The organism is Streptomyces montanus (assembly GCF_005786655.1).
Lineage (GTDB): Bacteria > Actinomycetota > Actinomycetes > Streptomycetales > Streptomycetaceae > Streptomyces > Streptomyces sporangiiformans.
In genome coordinates this window covers 67,041-84,415 of the sequence record NZ_VBZC01000015.1, presented here as the reverse complement: position 1 = coordinate 84,415, position 17,375 = coordinate 67,041, and the positions used below count along the sequence as shown (strand labels likewise).

The following is a 17,375-nucleotide window of genomic DNA, read 5'->3' as shown; positions in this document are numbered from 1 at the left end:
GGCCGACAACAGCGGCGGGCCGCGCCAGGCGCCAGCCTCGCGCACCGGGGTCGGTCCGGGCAGCCGGGTCCTGGAAGTGGGGCCCGGCACCGGCCAACTGACCGTTCCGCCGACGGAGTCGGGCTGCCTCATCACGGCCGTTGAGCCTGGGGCCACGAGGTGGCCGCGGTCGCCCGGCGCAGTCTGCAGGTGGCTACTGGCCGACCCGTCCGTCGATCCTCTCTCGGAGGAAGTCCGCGTGGCCCATGTGCCGGGCGTACTCCTCGATCATGTGGACGAGCACCTCGCGGAGGGCGATCGGTTCGCCGCCGTTGTCGCCGGCGACCTCGAGGTCGGCGGCCTCTTCCACGAACTGTTCCGCGAAAGCGACCTCGGCCCGCCAGTGCTCCCACGCCTCCGCCACGACCTCGGGGGCGGGCACCGCGCCGTTGAAGTCCGCGTTGGGGTCGGCCTCGGTGCGGTAGAGCCGGGGCACGTCCTGGCGCGCCATGACCCGCCGGAACCAGCTGCGTTCCGTCTCGGCGAGGTGGCGGACGAGGCCCAGCAGCGACAGGTTGGACGGCTCCACGGAGCGCCGGGCCATGGCCTCGGCGTCGAGCCCGGCGCACTTCATCTCCAGCGTCAGCCGGTAGTCGCTCAGATACGCGACGAGCGTGGCGCGCTCCCCCACATATCCGCCGTCGCTGCGCGGATCGTCATCGGGATGGAGGAACATGTCCCACCACCCGAAGGTGCGCTCCACCTTCTCGGGCGACCCATCTGGCTGTGCTTCCTTCTCGGGCTCTGGCTGAAGGGTGTTGGCCATGGGGTGAGCATCGGGGAACGGCATGGGATGCGCCACCGGATTTTCGCTGTCACGTCGTCATGTCGGAGGACGCCTGGTCGGGCGACTGTTCGGAGGGCTCCACCGGCGGGGGTTCGGACGACGGGGACTCGGTCTGCGGCGATTCCGTCTTCGGGGACTCGCTCTTCGGAGACTCGGTTTCCGGCGACGGCGTGGACGGAGACGACGGCGGCAGCGAACTCACGGACGGGGACGGCCGCTTCACGGGTGGATCGGTCTTCTCGTCCTTGCCGCCCGTGTCGCCCCTGTGCCGCTCGATCCATTCGCCGTTGTCCGGGTCATAGATGACGAAGACGTTGATGACCTGCGCCGCGGGCGAGACGACCACAACGTCCGACGACCGGTACGACGGCCACGAGTCGCCCGTCCTCTTGGGCGTGCCCTTCTGCGCGACCGGCGGCCGCAGCGGGTTGCCGCAGGAGCAACGCACGCGGGGCACGCCACGGTCGTCGACGAGGACGGCGGTGCCGGCCTGGAGGACCGCCTGGTAGCTGGTGGCGGCGCCGTCGCGATAGCCATGGTTGGTGACACGGGTGTCCATCCGCAGCTGTACGGGGGTGAGCGAGCGCAGGTAGCCGGGCACGGTGGAAGGCTCGATGCCGGGCACGGAGGCGAAGGCCTTGTTCTTGGCCGGTGCCGCCTGGAGTGCGCTGATCTGCTTCTCCACGTCGCAGCTGGCCACCTCTCGTGTGCCGCCGTAGAGGCCGGGGGCCGAACCGTCCACGCCTTGCGTCACGTTGGCGGAATCCGAGGTGCCTGTCGGCGGGGGCGTCTCCGGCACGGTCGAGTTGTCTCGTGCCGTCGACTCTGTGTACGGGTCGGGCCCCGCCTTGCCCGCGGCCTGGAGGAAGACCTCGCTGCCGGAGTTCGAGGCGCCGTCGGGGCGGGTGAAGACCAGGCCCAGGGTCACCGCGGCGATGGCCAGGACAGCGATGACCGCGATGCGGGGTCCCGATTTCCACCACGGGCGGCCACCTCCGCCTCCGCCTCCGGGGCCGTGTCCGTCACCGGAGCCGTGCTCGCCCGGGCCGATCGGACCGCCGGGGCCGGAGGGACCGCCGGGGCCCGGAGGACCGCCTCCCGTGCCGCCGGCCCCCGCCCCGCCGCCCGACGGGCCTGACGGACCACGATCGCCCGACGACCGCCCGGAACCCGGCCGAGACGGACCCGACAGCGGGCCCGACGGTGGTCCGGTGGGGCGGTCGGAGGACGGCGGTTCGGTACTCACGAGCTCTTCTTCCCGGCGTAGGGGATCCTGCGGCGGCATTTCACATGATGTGTGACGCTTTGCACATGCCCGAGGACATTGTGTGCTTCAGTCCTGTAGCGCTCGCAAGCTGACGCGGTCGGCCCTCCCTGGCAGGCGCGCCGCCGGAGCCCTGCCTAGCGTTGCAGCGTGAGTCACCAGACATCCGCTGACCAGGCAGTAACCCGCCGCGGCCGGGCCAGCCCCCGCGATGGCTGGATCGACGCCCTCGCGACGGTCCTGGCCGCGCTGATCGTCATGGCCGTGGTCGCCTCGCTCGGACTGTGGGCGGCAGGGGCGGCGGATCTGCCGGACGGCGCGTTTCCCCGCGTCGTCGCCGCCACCGTGGTGGTGGCGGTCGGCGGATCGGTCGAGTTCGCGGGCAATGCCGGGTTCCTCGCCGAGACACACGCCGACATGACCGTGATCCCCCTGTCCGTGACGCTCGCCGGAGTCCTGGTCATCACCGCCGGATTCCTCCGGCCGCTGCGCCACCGGGCCGTCGCCGGCGGCTCCGAACTCGTGGGCTGGGCCGCCCGGGTCGCGGTCCTGTGGCTCCTTGCCCTGACCGCCGTCGGGTTGTCGGCCCGCCAGACCTTCGAGATCCCACTCGGCGACGAGACCTTGGGCGACATCGGCGAGTTGCTCGACGCGACGCCCCGGGTGGGCTTCAGGACCGACCTGCCGGTGACGCTGGCCCTCGGGCTGCTGTGGCTCGCGGGTGTACTGGTCCTCGCGCTGCTGGTCTCCCGGAAGGCTCCGCTGCCGGCCCGGCTGCTGCGTTTCCAGGAGTCGGTGCGGCCGGCCGCGTTCGCCATGGTCGCGCTGCTGCTCGCGTGCGTCGCCGTGGGGCTCGTCATCGCTCTGGTCGTCGCGGCCACGCGCGGGCATGCCGTCGAGACGTTCGCGGTGATCCTTCTCGGGCTCCCCAACCTCGTCTGGCTCGTCTTCACCATCGGCCTGGGCGCCACGTGGGAGGGCCGCGTCGAGGGGCCGTTCGGGCTGCCCATGCCGGAGCTGCTGGACACCGTGCTGCGTACGCCGGACATCTCCACGCTCAACCTGCGGACACTGGCCGAGCAGGACGGCAGGGTGTGGTGGCTGATCGTCGTCGACGCCGTGCTGCTCCTGGCCGCGGCGTTCCTCATGGCCGCCCGCTCGCCGGCCAGGGTGCGCGCCTGGCAGCACGCCCTGCACATGATGGTCGCCCTCGTGCTCACCGTGCTCACGGTCTGTCTCGTCTGCCGCACCTCCGCGCACTACGGCTTGTCCCTCCTCGGCATCGGCGACCTCGGCGGCGAACTGTCCGGCGACCTTCTGCTGCGGCCACGGCTGTGGACCGCGCTGGGATTCGCCGCGCTCTGGGGACTCGTGACCGGTTTCCTGGGCGGCCTGCTCGCCTCACGCGTGCACCGGCGGGGCGAGGTTGGCAGTACGCGCGCCTGACTCCCCGGCGACGTACTACGGTACGTCTCCATGATCGAGCCGGACTTCCTGCACACGACCCGAACGGCGTACGACTCCGTCGCAGTCCAGTACGCCGAACTCTTCGCGAACGCACTCGACGACTATCCGTTGGACCGGGCGATGCTCGCCGCGTTCGCCGACCTCGTGCGGGCGGACGGCGCGGGAGCGGTCGCCGACGTCGGCTGTGGTCCCGGCCATGTGACCGCGCTGTTACACAGGCTCGGGCTGACCGCGTTCGGCGTGGACCTCTCCGCGGAGATGATCTCCATCGCGCGTGCGGCGCATCCGGAGCTGCGGTTCGACGTGGGTTCGATGACCGCGCTGGCCCTCGAGGACGGTGAGCTCGGCGGGGTCCTCGCCCGGTACTCGATCATCCATACCCCGCCGGAGCGGCTGCCGGAGGTGTTCGCCGAGTTCCACCGGGTGCTGGCGCCCGGCGGCCATCTGCTGCTCGCGTTCCCGGCCCACGACAAGCCTTCGGAGCTCGCGGAGTCCTTCGACCACAAGGTGTCGCTCGCCTACCGGTGGTCCCCCGACCCCGTCGCCGATCTGCTGCGCGAAACCGGGCTCCGCGAAGTGGCCCGTATGGTCCGAGAGCCGGGCGAGGACGAACGGGCCTTTCAACAGGCCCACCTGCTTGCCCGTAAGGCTTGATAAGGCTCAGGACGACTTCAGGCTCAGGGCCTCTCCGGTAGCCGGGGGACCTGGGGGAAGACCGGCAGGGCCCAGCGGGGCGGTGCCGGCGGTGGGCCCGGGTGGTGGGGAGTCCCGGCGACCCCGAAGTCCACCTGGGTCGGTGGGTGGTCCGCCGCCCGGGCTCTCGTCGCTGCCGTACGCAGCGCGGCCACGAAGGCGAGGCAGGAGTCGTAGCGGTCGTCGGGGCTCTTGGCCAGGGCCCTCTCCAGTACGGCGTCGGCGGGCGCGGGGATGTCGGGGCGCGCGTCGGTCAGACGGGGCGGCACGTCGTACTGGTGGGCCCAGAGCAGCGCCATGTCGTCGTCGCGCTGGAAGGGCGGCCGGCCTGCCAGGGCCTCGTGGACGACGCAGGCAAGACTGTAGACGTCGCAGCGGCCGTCGACGGGGCGGCCGGAGATCTGCTCCGGCGCCACATAGTCGAGCGTGCCGACGAACTGGCCGACCGTCGTGAACCCCGTCAGCGACAGCGACTTCTTCGTGAGGCCGAAGTCGGTGAGGTAGACGTGCTCGGGGTGGTCGCTGTCCGTGCCCTGGGCGACCAGGATGTTGCCCGGTTTGACGTCCCGGTGGACCAGGCCGTGGTCGTGGGCGGCGTCCAGCGCGGACGCCACCTGGCCGACGATTCGGGTGGCCGCCGCGACGGGCAGCGGGCCCTCGCGGTCGAGCAGATGGCGCAGGTCGCGGCCGGACACGTACCGCATGGCGATGTACAGGACGCCGTCCGTCTCGCCCGCCTCGAAGACCGGCACGATGTGCGGATGGTCGATCGCGGCGGCCACCCGCGACTCGTGAGTGAAGCGTTTGCGGAAGGTGTCGTTGCGGGCGAGTTCCGGGGCGAGCAGTTTGAGCGCGACCGTCCGGTCGAGGCGCAGGTCCCTGGCCCGGTACACCACGGCCATCCCACCACGGCCGATCTCGCACTCGATCCGGTAGCCCGCGATCTGCCGCCCGATGAGGTCGGAGGGCCGCCCCGAGTGCGGACTCGTGTCGTGCGGCATCAGCCGTCACCGTCGCCCGTCACGAACCGTGTGACGGCGTGTCCCACCGCGTCCCCACCCTGCGCCGCCTCCGGCCCGTCCTCACGACCGGGAACCCCGCCCTGCGCCGCCTCCGGTCCGTCCCGACCACCGGGATCTTCCAGGGCCTGCGCGGACCCCGCGCCGACCCCACCACCAGCGTCCTCGACGACCGGCGCCGACTCCGGCCCAGCACCACCGGCATCCCTGACCACCCGCGTCGGCTGCCGCCCAGCGGCGGGATCCGGGTCCCCGGCGACCCGCGTCGGCTCCAGCGCGCCTGCACGATCCAGACCCTCCACGACCTGTGTCGACTCCGAACCGACCGCGCCACCGGCGTCCTCTACGACCGGCCTCGGCTCCGGACCAGCCGCACCACCGGAACCCCCCGGCGTCGACTCCAGTCTGTCCCGACCACCGGGATCCTCCTGGGCCTGCGTCGACTCCGGGCCGCCCCCACCACCAGAGCCCTCGACGACCGGCGCCGACTCCCGCCCGACCGCGGGATCGGGGTCGCCCACGACCCGTGTCGGATCCGGTCCATCCGCAGAGTCGGGGTCCTCCCCTCCGTGCGTTGGCGCCAGTGCATCCGCGCCACCGGCGTCCTCTACGACCGGCCTCGGCTTCCGCGCGGCCCCACCACCGGCATCCTCCACAACCCGCGTCGGCTCCCGCCCAGCGCCACCGGCATCCCCCACCACCCATGTCCGCTCCGGCCCGGCCGCAGAATCGAGGCCGCCAACAACTTGCGTCGGCTCCGGTCCATCCGCCGCGCCACCGGCGTCCCTCAGGCCCCGCGCCGACTCCGGCCCGACCCCACCACCAGGTTCCTCCCCAACCCGCGTCGGCTCCGGACCAGCCACGCCACCGGCATCACTCACGACCCGCGTCGGCTCGCGCCCAGCAGTGGCAGGCGGCTCCGGTCCGGAGACGGCGGGCGGTGCTGGTGCCGCCGTGGCGGGCGGGTTTTGACCGGGCGCCGCGGGCGGCTCCTGACCCGGCGCGGGCGCCGGTGGCTGTGGTGTGGCGTACGTGCTCAGGCGTGTGCCGTCGCAGTACACCCACCGCTCATGCTCGGCCTCGTACAGCCACACGGCCTCCCCGTCGACCACGATCCCGACCCGCAGGCCCTGCGTGCGGCCGCGGAACGTCTCCCCGTCGACGCGCCCGTCCGTCAGCTCCTCGACCGTCTGCCGGTAGCGGCCCAGCGTCTCCTCGACGCGGGCGAGCAGCGGGCGTGGATCCGCGGTGCGGGCCAGCGGTCGGCCCGGGACGGGTGGCTCGTGGGGTACGGCGAGCAGCAGTCGGCCGTCGACCCATGCCGACCAGCCGTTGGCGCAGACGATGTGCCCCCAGTCGCCGCGCCGGTCGACCAGCTGGACCGGCAGCAGCGCGTCGAGCGGAACAGTGGGCCGGTTCGGGTCCGGGGCCTCCCAGGCCGGCATGCCGTCCTGGGGTACGACATGCGTGGGGCGGAAGCCGGGAGTCGTCATCACGCCTACTTCCGCATGACCTCGGGTTCGCGCCGCCGGAGCAGCCGTGCGACCAGGTATCCGAAGACGACCGCCAGGACGACGAGCATGCCCAGGTTCAGCAGCCACACCCACGCCTCGTGCCGGAACAGCGGGTCGGCGGTCAGGTCGCCGGGCACGATCCGGGCCAGACCGACGGTGCCCGCCATCGCGCCGAGCGCCCACCGCGACGGCACCAGCCACGACAGCTGCTCAAGGCCGGGCACCCCGTCCAGCTTCAGCAGCGCCCCGCAGAAGACGACCTGGACGATGGCGAGAAGCACGAGCAGGGGCATCGTCACCTCCTCCTTGCGCACCAACGCCGAGACGAGGAGGCCGAGCGTCATCGCCGTGAAGGCGAGCAGCGCGACCGCGACCGTGATCTCCACGAGGGGCGGCATGAGCACTCCCTCGCCGCCGGGCGCGTTCAGATCGACGCCGAGCAGCGCCACGAGGGTCAGTACGACGGCCTGCAGGACGGTGACCGTGCCGAGAACGGCGACTTTGGACATCAGATAGGCCGATCTGGACAGACCGACGGCACGCTCACGCTGGTAGATCACACGTTCCTTCACCAGCTCCCGTACGGCGTTGGCCGCGCCCGTGAGGACTCCGCCCACGCACAGGATGAGCAGTGCGTTCATGGATGTCTCCTGGGTGAGCCGGCTTCCGGCGAGGGCCCGGGCCATCACACCCATCACGAACGGCAGGGCGATCATGATGACGAGGAACGTCCGGTCGGCGGACAGCGCGGCCGCGTAGCGGCGCACCAGCGTGTGCACCTGAGCTCCCCAGCTCTGCGACTTGGGCGGCGGCCCGACGGCTTCGGGGCGGGCGGGCCGCGGAAGGTGCGGCTGCACGCTCGAGTTGGTGATGTAGTGCCGGTGGAACGGCGAGTCGCGGTACTCCCCGGCCCAGTCGCGGTCGCGGTCCCACTCAAAGGCCTCGAACGCCTCGGGCCACTGCTCGCAGCCGAAGAAGGCGAGGGCGTCGTCCGGCATCCCGTAGTAGGCGATCCTGCCGCCGGGCGCGAGCACGAGCAGCCGGTCGCAGACGTCGAGGCTGAGCACGCTGTGGGTGACCACGATGACGGTTCGCCCGTCGTCGGCCAGGCCGCGCAGCATGTGCATCACGGAGCGGTCCATGCCGGGGTCGAGCCCGGACGTCGGTTCGTCGAGGAAGAGCAGCGATGGTTTGGTCAGCAGTTCCAGGGCCACGCTGACGCGCTTGCGCTGGCCGCCCGACAGACTGTGGATGGGCTGCCCGGCGCGCTGCTCCAGGCCCAGCTCACGGATCACCTCCTCGACCCGCGCCCGGCGCTCGGCCTTCGCGGTGTCCTGCGGGAAGCGCAGCTCGGCGGCGTACGTGAGGGCACGTCGCACGGTGAGCTGAGGGTGCAGGATGTCGTCCTGCGGTACGAGGCCGATGCGCTGGCGCAGCTCGGCGTAGTCGCGGTAGAGGTCCCGGCCGTCGTAGAGGACCCTGCCCCGGTCGGCGGGACGCTGCCCGGTCAGCGCGTTCAGCAGCGTGGACTTTCCCGCGCCGCTGGGGCCGACCACGGCGAGCAGACATTTCTCGCCGACGGGAAAGGAGACCTCGCCGAGGAGCGTCTTGCGGCCCCGGTCGACGGCGACCGTCAGATCCTGCACGTCGAGCGAGACCTCGCCGGTGTCGACGTACTCCTGCAACTGGTCACCGACCAGGCAGAACGCCGAGTGGCCGATCCCCACGATGTCGCCCTGCTCGATGAGGGCACGCGTCACCGGCTGCCCGTTGAGGAATGTGCCGTTGTGGCTTTCGAGGTCGACGATCTCGTACGCACCGTCCGGGTGGGCGCGCAGTTCCGCGTGCCGTCGGGAGACGATCAGATCGTCTACCACCAGGTCGTTGTCGCCGCCGCGGCCGATACGGATCGTGCGGGCGGTGTGCGCGGGCAGCGGGCGTACCGTCGTGGGCTGCCGGAAGGTGCCCGTGGCGGCGGGCGCGGAGACGGCGGACGGGCGCTCGGGGGCGGGCGGCCGGGGGCGGCTCGTGAGCACGGCGCTCGGGCCGTCGGCGGGACTGCCGAAGCGGAGGACGCTGCCGGGGCCGACGTCCCACGCGCGAACGCGGCGACCGTCGGCGTACGTACCGTTCGTACTGTTCTCGTCCTCGAGCGTCCAGTGGTCGTCCTCGGGCCGCAGTACCGCGTGGTGCCAGGAGACCCGGGCGTCATCGATGACGATGTCGCTCAGCGGATCGCGTCCCACGCGATAGTGACGGCTCGGGCTCATCACCGTGGAACTCGTGTCGGTTTCGAGAACGAGTTCGGGCGCAGTTGACCGCTCTCCCATGCCCGAATTCTATCTATTCGCCCATATGTGTGCCTGGTCGGCGGCACCCTATGTCCGAGCACCGGGCACGCGGGGCGAGCGCACTGGCGTCAGGCGGCTGGGACCGACAGCACGGGGATCGTCCGCTGCATGCGCAGCGCGTCGACAGACTCCGCCAGCAGCTCGTACTCGGTGGTGTCGTCGCTGGTGGCGATGCGGACGAGTCGCCCGGCGGCCAACTCGTCGGCCACCAGCTCCTGTTGGGCCGTGTCACCGCACCACGCGCGCAGCTCGCCCGACACGTCCGGCACGGTGTCCGCGACGGGTGCTATCGAGTTCGACGGGAAGTACGGCGCCTCGGGATCCGGGTCGAGCCGCTCGGCGATCCACGAGGCCCGATCCCGTAACCACCACAGCGCCAGCGCCAGCGTGGGCGCCCGATAGGTTCCCAGAGGTACGCCGATCCGCCGGCCGCCGCATATGCCGTACGCCGTGACATGACATAAGAACTCGTCGTGCACGATCTCTCCCCCGTTGCCCGGCCTGCCGCCGGTCCGGCCTCTCTTTCCCTGCGTTGTGCTCGTCGTGCACGATGGGGCGACTCGGCCGCGTCCGCGGCCGAGTGAGTTCAGCATTGCGAGCGCTCAGGGCTCAAGCACTCAGGTATTCGAGAGCTCAGAATCTGAGTATCGCCACTCTTGACACTCTGTCACCATGCCATTCCAGCCAGTCTCCTGGCATATTCACGGCCTGAGTTGGCTGAAACGATTCGGGGCCCACGCCCCGGCGCCTCCGACCTGCTCTTTCATACGGCAGGCGCCGAGGCGCCGGCAGAGGGGGCGCCGCCGCGCAGGCACCGGAAGGCAGCGACATCGATCTTTTCGGCGACGTCAGCGGGCACGATGGAATCACCGATGAGTTTTTCCGCTCCCGGCGGTCTGCCCAGGTAGGAGATCACCGGAAGGCGCCCGCCGAAGAGGCGGGCCCCCGGAACGACCACCGAGAGCGGAGGCCGCCATGAACAGCGCCGACACGATGGGCAGGGAACTCAATCAGGAATTCTCCGCCGTGCTGCGCAAAAGCCCCAGTAAAGGCGGCTGGACCTATCTGGTCTGGCCCGAATCCGTCGCTTTCTTCGGCACCCGGGGGCTCGTCAGGGTCCGTGGAACGATCGACGGCCACCCTTTCCGCAGCTCCTTCATGGCCATGGGCGACGGCACCCACAAACTGCCCGTGAAGGCCGACGTACGTCAGGCGATCGGGAAGGAGGAGGGCGACACGGTGATCGTGCGCCTGGAGGAGCACCTCACGGCTTGATGATCGCGTCGATCTTGGCCAGCTCGTCCGCGTCGAAGTCCAGGTTGCGGGCGGCCGTCACGCTGTCCTCCAGCTGCCGGGCACTGCTCGCGCCGACGAGGGCGGAGGTGACACGACCACCGCGCAGCACCCAGGCCAGGGCCATCTGGGCCAGGGTCTGACCGCGCGACTTGGCGATGTCGTCGAGGGCGCGCAGTTGCCCTACCAGGTCCTCGGTCACCGTCTCCGCGTTCAGGAAGGGGCTGTCGCTCGCGGCGCGCGAGTCCTCCGGGATGCCGTCGAGGTAGCGGCCGGTGAGCAGTCCCTGCTCCAGCGGCGAGTAGGCGATGGAACCGACCTCCAGCTCGTCGAGCGTGTCCAGGAGCCCGTCCTCGGGGCGACGGTCGAGCATCGAATAGCGCGGCTGGTGGATCAGCAGCGGCGTCCCCAACTCCTTCAGGATGCGGGCGGCTTCACGCGTCTGCTCGGGCGAATAGTTCGACACGCCGACGTAGAGCGCCTTGCCCTGCAGGACTGCCGAGTGCAGGGCACCCATCGTCTCCTCGAGCGGCGTCTCGGGGTCGGGACGGTGCGAGTAGAAGATGTCGACGTAGTCGAGGCCCATGCGAGTCAGGCTCTGGTCGAGCGAGGACAGCAGGTACTTGCGCGAGCCCCATTCGCCGTACGGGCCCGGCCACATGAGGTAGCCGGCCTTGGTGGAGATGATCAACTCGTCCCGGTATGACCTGAAATCTGCCTTCAGCGCCTCTCCGAGAGCCGACTCGGCGGCGCCGGGCGGCGGCCCGTAGTTGTTGGCCAGGTCGAAGTGGGTGACACCCAGGTCGAAGCCGCGGCGCAGGATCTGCCGCTGGGTCTCGACCGGCCGGTCGGGACCGAAGTTGTGCCACAGGCCGAGCGACAGCGCGGGGAGCTTCAGGCCGCTGCGCCCGGTGCGCCGGTAGGGCATGTCCGCGTAACGGTCGGAATGTGCGGTGTACACGCGTACTCCTGAAGTGCCGGGAACCAGGTCTCCACTCTCGCCTGCGCAGGGGCAGCGGTCCAACAGAAGAATCGGATGGGATTCAGCGGCTACGCTTCTCAATCATGGAACTGCGCCACCTTCAGCACTTCGTCGCCGTCGCCGAGGACCGGCACTTCACCCGGGCCGCGGAACGGCTGATGGTGTCGCAATCGGGGCTGTCGGCCTCGATCCGCGCACTGGAGCGGGAGTTGCGGGCTCCGCTGTTCGTGCGCACCACGCGTCGGGTCACCCTCACCGAGGCGGGGCGCGCCCTGCTGGGCGAGGCCGAGCGGATCCTCGCACAGGTCCGGGCGGCCCACGATGCCGTGGCCGCGGTGCAGGGCGTCCTGCGTGGCACACTCGCCCTGGGCACCGAACAGTGCATCGCCGGAGTGTGCGTCGCCCCGCTCCTGGCCGCGTTCCGGCGACAGCACCCGGACGTCGAGATCAGGCTGCGTCAGGCCGGCTCCGGCGCGCTGGCCGAGGAGGTCGCCGCCGGCCGCCTCGACCTCGCCTTCGCGGTGACGACGCGCCCCGACAGCGACCAGCTGCGCTGCCTGCCGCTGACCAGTGAGCCGATGACCGTGCTGTGCCATCCGACGCACCGCCTCGCGGGCGGCGGAGCGGTCACCCCGGAGGACCTGGGCGGCGAGGACTTCGTCGACTTCCATCCCGACTGGGGTCCCCGCCGTACCACGGACGCGGTCTTCGAGGCCGCAGGCGTGCACCGCACGGTGGCCCTGGAGGTCAACGACGTGCACGGTCTTCTGGATCTGGTCCAGGAGGGCCTCGGAATCGCCGTCGTGCCACGCCACTTCGGCCACAAGCGCGAGGCCTGTGACCTCACCGCGCTTCCCCTGAAGGACACTGCCGAGACGTCGTACGAGACGGTGGCCATGCTCCCGCCCGCGGACGCGACCAGCCCGGCGGCCAGAGCGTTCATGGCACTGCTCGAGAGTCAGACGGGCTGAACGACCGAACGGACTGAACGGGCTGAAAGGGCTGAAAGGGCTGGGCAGTCTGGGCGACTCCCCGGTAACCGGTGGGGTGGTGGCCAAGGCGTGGATCAGAGCGCGTACTCTTCCTTGCGACTTCAAGTGTGCTGTCCGCCGGGCAGAACACAGAACTACGTGTGCTTGCTTGCGGGTTGCCCGGGACGCACCACCAAGAACGTTGCGATGAACGTTTAAAGGACTCCCCCATGGCCACTCCCCCCACCTCTCCTTCCTCTTCGCCTTCCTCCTCTCCTGACCCCTCCTCCTCGCCCTCGCACCGGGCCAAGTCCCGCGTCACGCGCCGCGGTCTGATCGGCGCCGCCGGCGCCGTCGCCGCCGGTGCGGTGGTCACCCCCGCCGTCATGGCGGCCACCTCGTCCGACGACTCGTCCGGGTCCGACGGCGCGAGCGGCTCCGACAAGCCGGGAACCACCAAGAAGGCCTTCCCCACCACCCGCTCCAAGGCGGCCACCGGCGAACAGCCCGTCGAGGCCGCCTTTCCCATCGGGTATGTCGGCATTCGCTGGAACGGGTCGAACTCCGCCGACGGCGGCGCGCTGAGACTGCGCGACGCCGATGGCACCGAGAGCGCCTGGAAGCCGCTGAGCAAGAGCGGTTGCACGGTCGCCAACGGCGGCGCGCTGCTCGTGCCCACCGGTCAGGCCTCCGGGTACGAGGTGAGGTCGCCCGACGGCGCCACCGACGTACGCTCGCTCGCTCTCGACACCAGTCAGGGCGCCAAGCGCGAGAAGGCCGTCCCCGCCGACACCACCCGCGTACGCGGTGTCGCCTATCTGTCACGCGCCGCCTGGGGCGCGGACGAGTCGCTGCGCTTCAAGGAGGACGGCACCGAGAACACGCCGACCGCCTACTACCCGTTCCAGACGATCACGGTGCACCACACCGTCACCGCCAACGACGACCCGGACCCGGCCGCCACGGTACGGGCCATCTACGAGCTCCACGCCATCACCAACGACTGGGGCGACATCGGCTACCACTTCCTCATCGACGCCGAAGGCCGTATCTACGAGGGCCGTTACTCCGGCGACGACGGCGTCCCCGCGCACGACGCGGACGGCAAGCTCGTGACCGCCTTCCACGTGGGCGGGTTCAACTCGGGCAACCTCGGCATCGCCCTGCTGGGCGACCTGACCTCGCAGGGGCCCTCGGACGCGGCCCGCGAGTCGCTGACCGGTCTGGTCCGCGCCCTCACCCGCCTGCACGGAGTCGATCCCACCGCCCAGGTCACCTACACCAACCCCATCAACGGCACGACGAAGGAAGTGTCGGAGATCAGCGGTCACCGGGACTGGATGGACACGGAGTGCCCGGGCGAGACGATGTACGCGGAACTCGACCGCCTCCGCGAGGCGGTGAGCAGCTCCCGCTGAGAGGGGCGCCCCAGGCGAAGGGCCGGGACACTTGGCGGTCGGCCGAAGCTGTACGCAGCCTCGGCCGACCGCGGCACTTCGCCGGCGGGGGTGCCTGCCGGCGCTTCGGCCGCCTCCGGCATGCTGGAGCCAAGATCGAGTGACAGGAGTGACGTGCCATGTCCGAGACGCCCAGGTCGACCGGGGCCCCCGCCCGTCAGAACGTGACCTTCCCCAGCGGCGGGACCACCGCGCACGGCTATCTGGCGCTGCCGAGTTCCGGGCAGGGGCCGGGTGTGCTCGTCATCCAGGAGTGGTGGGGCCTGACCGACCACATCGCGGATGTCGCCGACCGTCTGGCGGGGGAAGGCTTCGTGGCGCTCGCTCCCGATCTGTACGGCGGGAATGTCGCGCACGACAGCACCGAGGCGTTCCGCATGATGAAGGATCTGCCGGTCCCTCGCGGTGTCGAGCTGCTCTCCGGGGCCGTCGACCACCTGCTGGCGCTTCCCGAGGTGACCTCGCAGACCATCGGCTCGGTCGGCTTCTGCATGGGTGGCGGCTTCGTCCTCTACCAGTCCGCCGTCGACCCGCGCGTCCGCGCGGCGGTCCCCTTCTACGGTGTCATCCAGGGCGAGGTACCTGACTTCTCCGAACTCAAGGCCCAGGTTCTCGGCCACTTCGGGGAGCGCGACGCCGCGATTCCGGCCGACAGCATCGCCACCCTCCGCACCGCGATCGAGCAGCAGTCCGGTATCACCCCGGACTTCCGCCTCTACCCCGCCGACCACGCCTTCTTCAACGACGGCCGTCCCGAGGTCCACGACCCCGAGTCCTCGGCCCTGGCCTGGCGCAGCACCGTCGACTTCCTGCGCGCACAACTGAGCTGAGCACGGTGAGCCGAGCGCGGTGAGCTGAGCGGGCACGCTGAGCTGAACTTCCTCAGTAGGTGTACGTGTTCAAGGTGGTCACCGCCGATGAAGCAGAACCGAGGTCATAGCGGTCCACCGCAAGGAAGTTGGGCTTCTTGCGGGCGGCCGGCTGGCAGAAGCGCTGGGCCCGGTCGGTGAGTTTGGTGTTGTCGGTGGCGGCGGTGGACGCGATCGCGGCGTCGCGGAAGTGGTTCATGACGAAGAGCGGGCGGAAGGACGGCTCGGTGCGGGTCAGCGGGATGTTCGTGCCGGCGTCGTACCAGCGGCTGTAGCAGGACCAGTCGGAGCTGCCGACGCCCGATCCCATGGACCAGTAGTTCTCGACCGTCCACTCTCGCTGGTACATCACTCCGAAGCTGTCGCGGGTGAGCCCGGCGGCCTGGTCGGCGGATCGGCTGTGGTCGGTGAAGAGGAGCAGGCGGTCGTTCTCGGCGATCAGGTCCGCCATGCGGGGCCAGCCGTTGGCGCGAACGCCCGTCCGGTCGGGGCGGTAGAGCACGTCGGACAGGCCGCTGACCCGGGCGAGCTCGCTGCGCAGGACACCCGGATCGACGTAGTCCTCCAGGAATACGGTGATGAACTCACCCGGGTTCTCTTTCAGGAAGTCCACCATGCGCTGCACATCCACCCACAGTGCGACCGGTCTGCTGACGAGCGTGCAGCTGTTGTGGCACAGAATCGCGCCGTCCGAGGTCTGGTGGATGTCCATCATGAAACCGCGTACGCCGTCGGTGAGTTGCTGATTGATGCCTCGGCTCTGGTTCGGCACCAGGTTCACGAAGGGCGGGGCGAAGCCGCCGTCGACGCCGTTCGCGTAGGCGTTGTGGGCCGTGAGGAACGTGACCTGGTCCAGGGTGCGTTGGTCCGGGGACGGTATCGGGCTGGTCGGGGAGGCCACCGGGGTGAGATACCAGGCGGCCAGGCCTCCGGCGGAGCCCAGGACGAGCTGAGCGGGGTAGTTGGCGCCGGAGGGCTTCGCACTCACCGTCAAGTACCGGTCGGCCCCGGGCACTTTGAGCGTGTACTGGTCGGCGCCGGCCGGCCGCACCTCCCACGCGGCATCGGCGCCGGCGCAGGCCACGGTTCTGGCCTGGTTTCCGGAGCGGCCCAGGCAGCTGCCCGCCGTGTCGGTGCTCTCCAGCACGTACGCCGTGCCGCTCGGGCGCAGCGTCCACTGCTGGTGGTCCTCGTTGCCCTTGGGGTTGCGCTGGACGACCGCTCCCCCACTGTCGGCGGCGTTCAGCCCCGTGGTCACGCTCTGTACGTAGTACGCGCCGGCGGCGGGGACCTCCGCGGAGAGCGCGGGCGAGGGGGCGATGAAGACGGTGGCCAGCGCCGCACCGGCGGCGATGGCGGCGAGCAGGGGGCGGTGCGTCCGGAGCATGGTTTCCCTTCCGCTGCACGGGGATGCGGCCACGAACCGGGTCAATTCCGCTGCGCGGCCGCGCAGTTGGCGTTCGACATCTCGCGGATGTTATCGAGCCGCGGTCAGCCCCAGATCGGCCGCGAGTCGGCCCCGGTGCCAGGCCGGTGAGCCGAAGAGATGGGCCGAGCCATGGGCTCGTTTGAAGTAGCGGTGGGCGTCGTGCTCCCAGGTGATGCCGATACCGCCGTGCAGTTGGATCATCTCGCCCGCGACCGACGAAAAGGCCTCCGAGCAGGCGGACTTGGCGGCAGCGGCGCGGCGGGTCACCTCCACTGAACCCTCGTCGACTGCGAAGGCGGCACCCAGTGCTGCCGAGCGTGCCGCCTCCACCCGTACGTAGGCGTCCGCGAGCCGGTGCTTCACCGCCTGGAAGGAGCCGATGGGGCGACCGAACTGGACCCGCTCTTTGGCGTAGGCGACCGTGACCTCCAGGCACCGCTCGGCGGCGCCAACCTGCTCGGCGGCAAGTGCCGTGCAGGCGAAGTCCAGCACATGCCCGAGGATGCGCCCGCCGTCGCCTTCACGGCCCACGATCCGGCCCTCGGCTTCCTGGAAGACCAGGCGCGCCTGAGGGCGGGTCTGATCCATGGTGACCGTCGGCCGGTGGCGTACCCCCGGATCATCGGTGGCGACATGGAACAACGAGACCCCCCGCGCCGTCCGTGCGGCCACGAGCAGCACATCGGACTCGGCCTCCGCTTGGCCCTCGGACATCTTCCCGTACAGCACGTGTTCCTTCGTACCCGTGATCCGCCATACCGCACGCGGTCCCGGGGTCGCCTCGGTGCGGATGGCCGTCGGGTCCCAGGAACCGCTCTCGGCCCACGCCAGGGTCCCCACCGCGCCGCCTCCGGCGAGTGGCGGGAGCAGCCGCACGCAGGCCGGTTCGTCGCCGGAGGCGAGGAGGGCCTGGATCGTCAGTACCGCGGATCCGAGGTACGGAACGGAGCTCAGCCTGCGCCCCAACTCCTCCATCACGACATGGACTTCACGGGCTCCGCACCCGGCGCCACCGTACTCCTCGGGGACGGCGAGACCCGCGATGCCGATCTGCCGCGTCAGGTGACGCCAGGCCGTCGCACCCTCGTGCCGGTCCAGGACCGATCGCACGGCGGACCGCAGCTCTTCCTGTTCCTTCGTCAGCCTCACCCGCTCCCCCAACCTCTCCTTCCCAAACAATTGTTTGGTAGGTTATCGTGCGGGACATCGGCCGTCGAGGACGCCAACAGCCGTACGGAGA

Annotated in this window: 15 protein-coding genes and 1 pseudogene; 7 read left to right on the top strand and 9 right to left on the bottom strand. The window is 70.6% G+C overall.

What is annotated here, in order from left to right; genetic code table 11:
• Window positions 1-34: 34 nt before the first annotated feature.
• A pseudogene (locus tag FE633_RS48390) lies at window positions 35-186 on the top strand (class I SAM-dependent methyltransferase); the annotation flags it as partial.
• Between the two features lie 7 nt (window positions 187-193).
• Here the strand turns inward: FE633_RS48390 and FE633_RS15820 are convergent.
• On the bottom strand, window positions 194-715 hold the full coding sequence (locus FE633_RS15820) for a DinB family protein (protein WP_138045864.1): 522 nt from the start codon (window positions 713-715) through the stop codon (window positions 194-196).
• Between the two features lie 139 nt (window positions 716-854).
• Window positions 855-2,072 carry a DUF6777 domain-containing protein gene (locus tag FE633_RS15815; RefSeq protein WP_171059966.1) on the bottom strand — a complete coding sequence of 406 codons (1,218 nt, stop codon included), beginning with the start codon at window positions 2,070-2,072 and terminating at the stop codon, window positions 855-857.
• Window positions 2,073-2,240: 168 nt separating this feature from the next.
• On the opposite strand from FE633_RS15815, the gene FE633_RS15810 reads away from it, so the two are divergent.
• Together FE633_RS15810 and FE633_RS15805 are read left to right on the top strand one after the other, a co-directional pair.
• On the top strand, window positions 2,241-3,536 hold the full coding sequence (locus FE633_RS15810; RefSeq protein ID WP_138045778.1) for a streptophobe family protein: 1,296 nt from the start codon (window positions 2,241-2,243) through the stop codon (window positions 3,534-3,536).
• 30 nt (window positions 3,537-3,566) lie between these two features.
• Window positions 3,567-4,211 carry a class I SAM-dependent methyltransferase gene (locus tag FE633_RS15805; protein WP_138045777.1) on the top strand — a complete coding sequence of 215 codons (645 nt, stop codon included), beginning with the start codon at window positions 3,567-3,569 and terminating at the stop codon, window positions 4,209-4,211.
• Window positions 4,212-4,234: 23 nt separating this feature from the next.
• On the opposite strand, the gene FE633_RS15800 is transcribed toward FE633_RS15805, so the two are convergent.
• From FE633_RS15800 to FE633_RS15785, 4 genes are all read right to left on the bottom strand, one after another.
• Window positions 4,235-5,251 (bottom strand): serine/threonine-protein kinase, encoded by a 1,017-nt coding sequence (locus tag FE633_RS15800; protein WP_138045776.1) that lies wholly within the window; start codon window positions 5,249-5,251, stop codon window positions 4,235-4,237.
• Window positions 5,251-6,762, bottom strand: a complete 1,512-nt coding sequence (locus FE633_RS49750; RefSeq protein WP_425473177.1) for a hypothetical protein — start codon at window positions 6,760-6,762, stop codon at window positions 5,251-5,253. Before FE633_RS49750 ends, FE633_RS15800 begins: the two co-directional genes overlap by 1 nt.
• A 5-nt stretch (window positions 6,763-6,767) precedes the next feature.
• A complete protein-coding gene (locus FE633_RS15790; RefSeq protein ID WP_138045775.1) occupies window positions 6,768-9,113 on the bottom strand; it encodes an ABC transporter ATP-binding protein/permease in 2,346 nt (781 codons plus the stop codon).
• Between the two features lie 89 nt (window positions 9,114-9,202).
• On the bottom strand, window positions 9,203-9,613 hold the full coding sequence (locus FE633_RS15785; protein WP_138045774.1) for a hypothetical protein: 411 nt from the start codon (window positions 9,611-9,613) through the stop codon (window positions 9,203-9,205).
• A 496-nt stretch (window positions 9,614-10,109) separates the two neighbouring features.
• Between FE633_RS15785 and FE633_RS15780 the strand changes: the two genes are divergently transcribed.
• A complete protein-coding gene (locus FE633_RS15780; protein ID WP_138045773.1) occupies window positions 10,110-10,409 on the top strand; it encodes a DUF1905 domain-containing protein in 300 nt (99 codons plus the stop codon).
• Here the strand turns inward: FE633_RS15780 and mgrA are convergent.
• A complete protein-coding gene (gene mgrA / locus FE633_RS15775) occupies window positions 10,399-11,388 on the bottom strand; it encodes an L-glyceraldehyde 3-phosphate reductase (protein ID WP_138045772.1) in 990 nt (329 codons plus the stop codon). The genes FE633_RS15780 and mgrA overlap by 11 nt on opposite strands.
• Window positions 11,389-11,492: 104 nt before the next feature.
• Between mgrA and FE633_RS15770 the strand changes: the two genes are divergently transcribed.
• The 3 genes from FE633_RS15770 to FE633_RS15760 all read left to right on the top strand — a co-directional run bounded on the left by FE633_RS15770 (window position 11,493) and on the right by FE633_RS15760 (window position 14,667).
• Complete coding sequence (locus FE633_RS15770; RefSeq protein ID WP_138045771.1) at window positions 11,493-12,380, top strand: LysR family transcriptional regulator; 888 nt, start codon at window positions 11,493-11,495, stop codon at window positions 12,378-12,380.
• Between the two features lie 230 nt (window positions 12,381-12,610).
• Window positions 12,611-13,798 carry a peptidoglycan recognition protein family protein gene (locus FE633_RS15765; RefSeq protein WP_138045770.1) on the top strand — a complete coding sequence of 396 codons (1,188 nt, stop codon included), beginning with the start codon at window positions 12,611-12,613 and terminating at the stop codon, window positions 13,796-13,798.
• A gap of 158 nt (window positions 13,799-13,956) precedes the next feature.
• On the top strand, window positions 13,957-14,667 hold the full coding sequence (locus FE633_RS15760) for a dienelactone hydrolase family protein (RefSeq protein ID WP_138045769.1): 711 nt from the start codon (window positions 13,957-13,959) through the stop codon (window positions 14,665-14,667).
• Window positions 14,668-14,719: 52 nt separating this feature from the next.
• Here the strand turns inward: FE633_RS15760 and FE633_RS15755 are convergent, their stop codons facing one another.
• Together FE633_RS15755 and FE633_RS15750 are read right to left on the bottom strand one after the other, a co-directional pair.
• Window positions 14,720-16,093 (bottom strand): phosphoinositide-specific phospholipase C-related protein, encoded by a 1,374-nt coding sequence (locus tag FE633_RS15755; RefSeq protein ID WP_138045768.1) that lies wholly within the window; start codon window positions 16,091-16,093, stop codon window positions 14,720-14,722.
• A 90-nt stretch (window positions 16,094-16,183) separates the two neighbouring features.
• Window positions 16,184-17,284: an acyl-CoA dehydrogenase family protein gene (locus tag FE633_RS15750; protein ID WP_138045767.1), complete on the bottom strand. Its 1,101-nt coding sequence runs from the start codon at window positions 17,282-17,284 to the stop codon at window positions 16,184-16,186.
• Window positions 17,285-17,375 lie beyond the last annotated feature (91 nt).

Excerpts from the sequence above, each read along its gene's own strand:
- FE633_RS15820 (WP_138045864.1), bottom strand. The coding sequence starts at position 715 with ATGTTCCTCCATCCCGATGACGATCCGCGCAGCGACGGCGGATATGTG.
- FE633_RS15805 (WP_138045777.1), top strand. The coding sequence starts at position 3,567 with ATGATCGAGCCGGACTTCCTGCACACGACCCGAACGGCGTACGACTCC.
- FE633_RS15800 (WP_138045776.1), bottom strand. The coding sequence starts at position 5,251 with ATGCCGCACGACACGAGTCCGCACTCGGGGCGGCCCTCCGACCTCATC.
- FE633_RS49750 (WP_425473177.1), bottom strand. The coding sequence starts at position 6,762 with ATGACGACTCCCGGCTTCCGCCCCACGCATGTCGTACCCCAGGACGGC.
- FE633_RS15790 (WP_138045775.1), bottom strand. The coding sequence starts at position 9,113 with ATGGGAGAGCGGTCAACTGCGCCCGAACTCGTTCTCGAAACCGACACG.
- FE633_RS15780 (WP_138045773.1), top strand. The coding sequence starts at position 10,110 with ATGAACAGCGCCGACACGATGGGCAGGGAACTCAATCAGGAATTCTCC.
- FE633_RS15770 (WP_138045771.1), top strand. The coding sequence starts at position 11,493 with ATGGAACTGCGCCACCTTCAGCACTTCGTCGCCGTCGCCGAGGACCGG.
- FE633_RS15765 (WP_138045770.1), top strand. The coding sequence starts at position 12,611 with ATGGCCACTCCCCCCACCTCTCCTTCCTCTTCGCCTTCCTCCTCTCCT.
- FE633_RS15760 (WP_138045769.1), top strand. The coding sequence starts at position 13,957 with ATGTCCGAGACGCCCAGGTCGACCGGGGCCCCCGCCCGTCAGAACGTG.
- FE633_RS15755 (WP_138045768.1), bottom strand. The coding sequence starts at position 16,093 with ATGCTCCGGACGCACCGCCCCCTGCTCGCCGCCATCGCCGCCGGTGCG.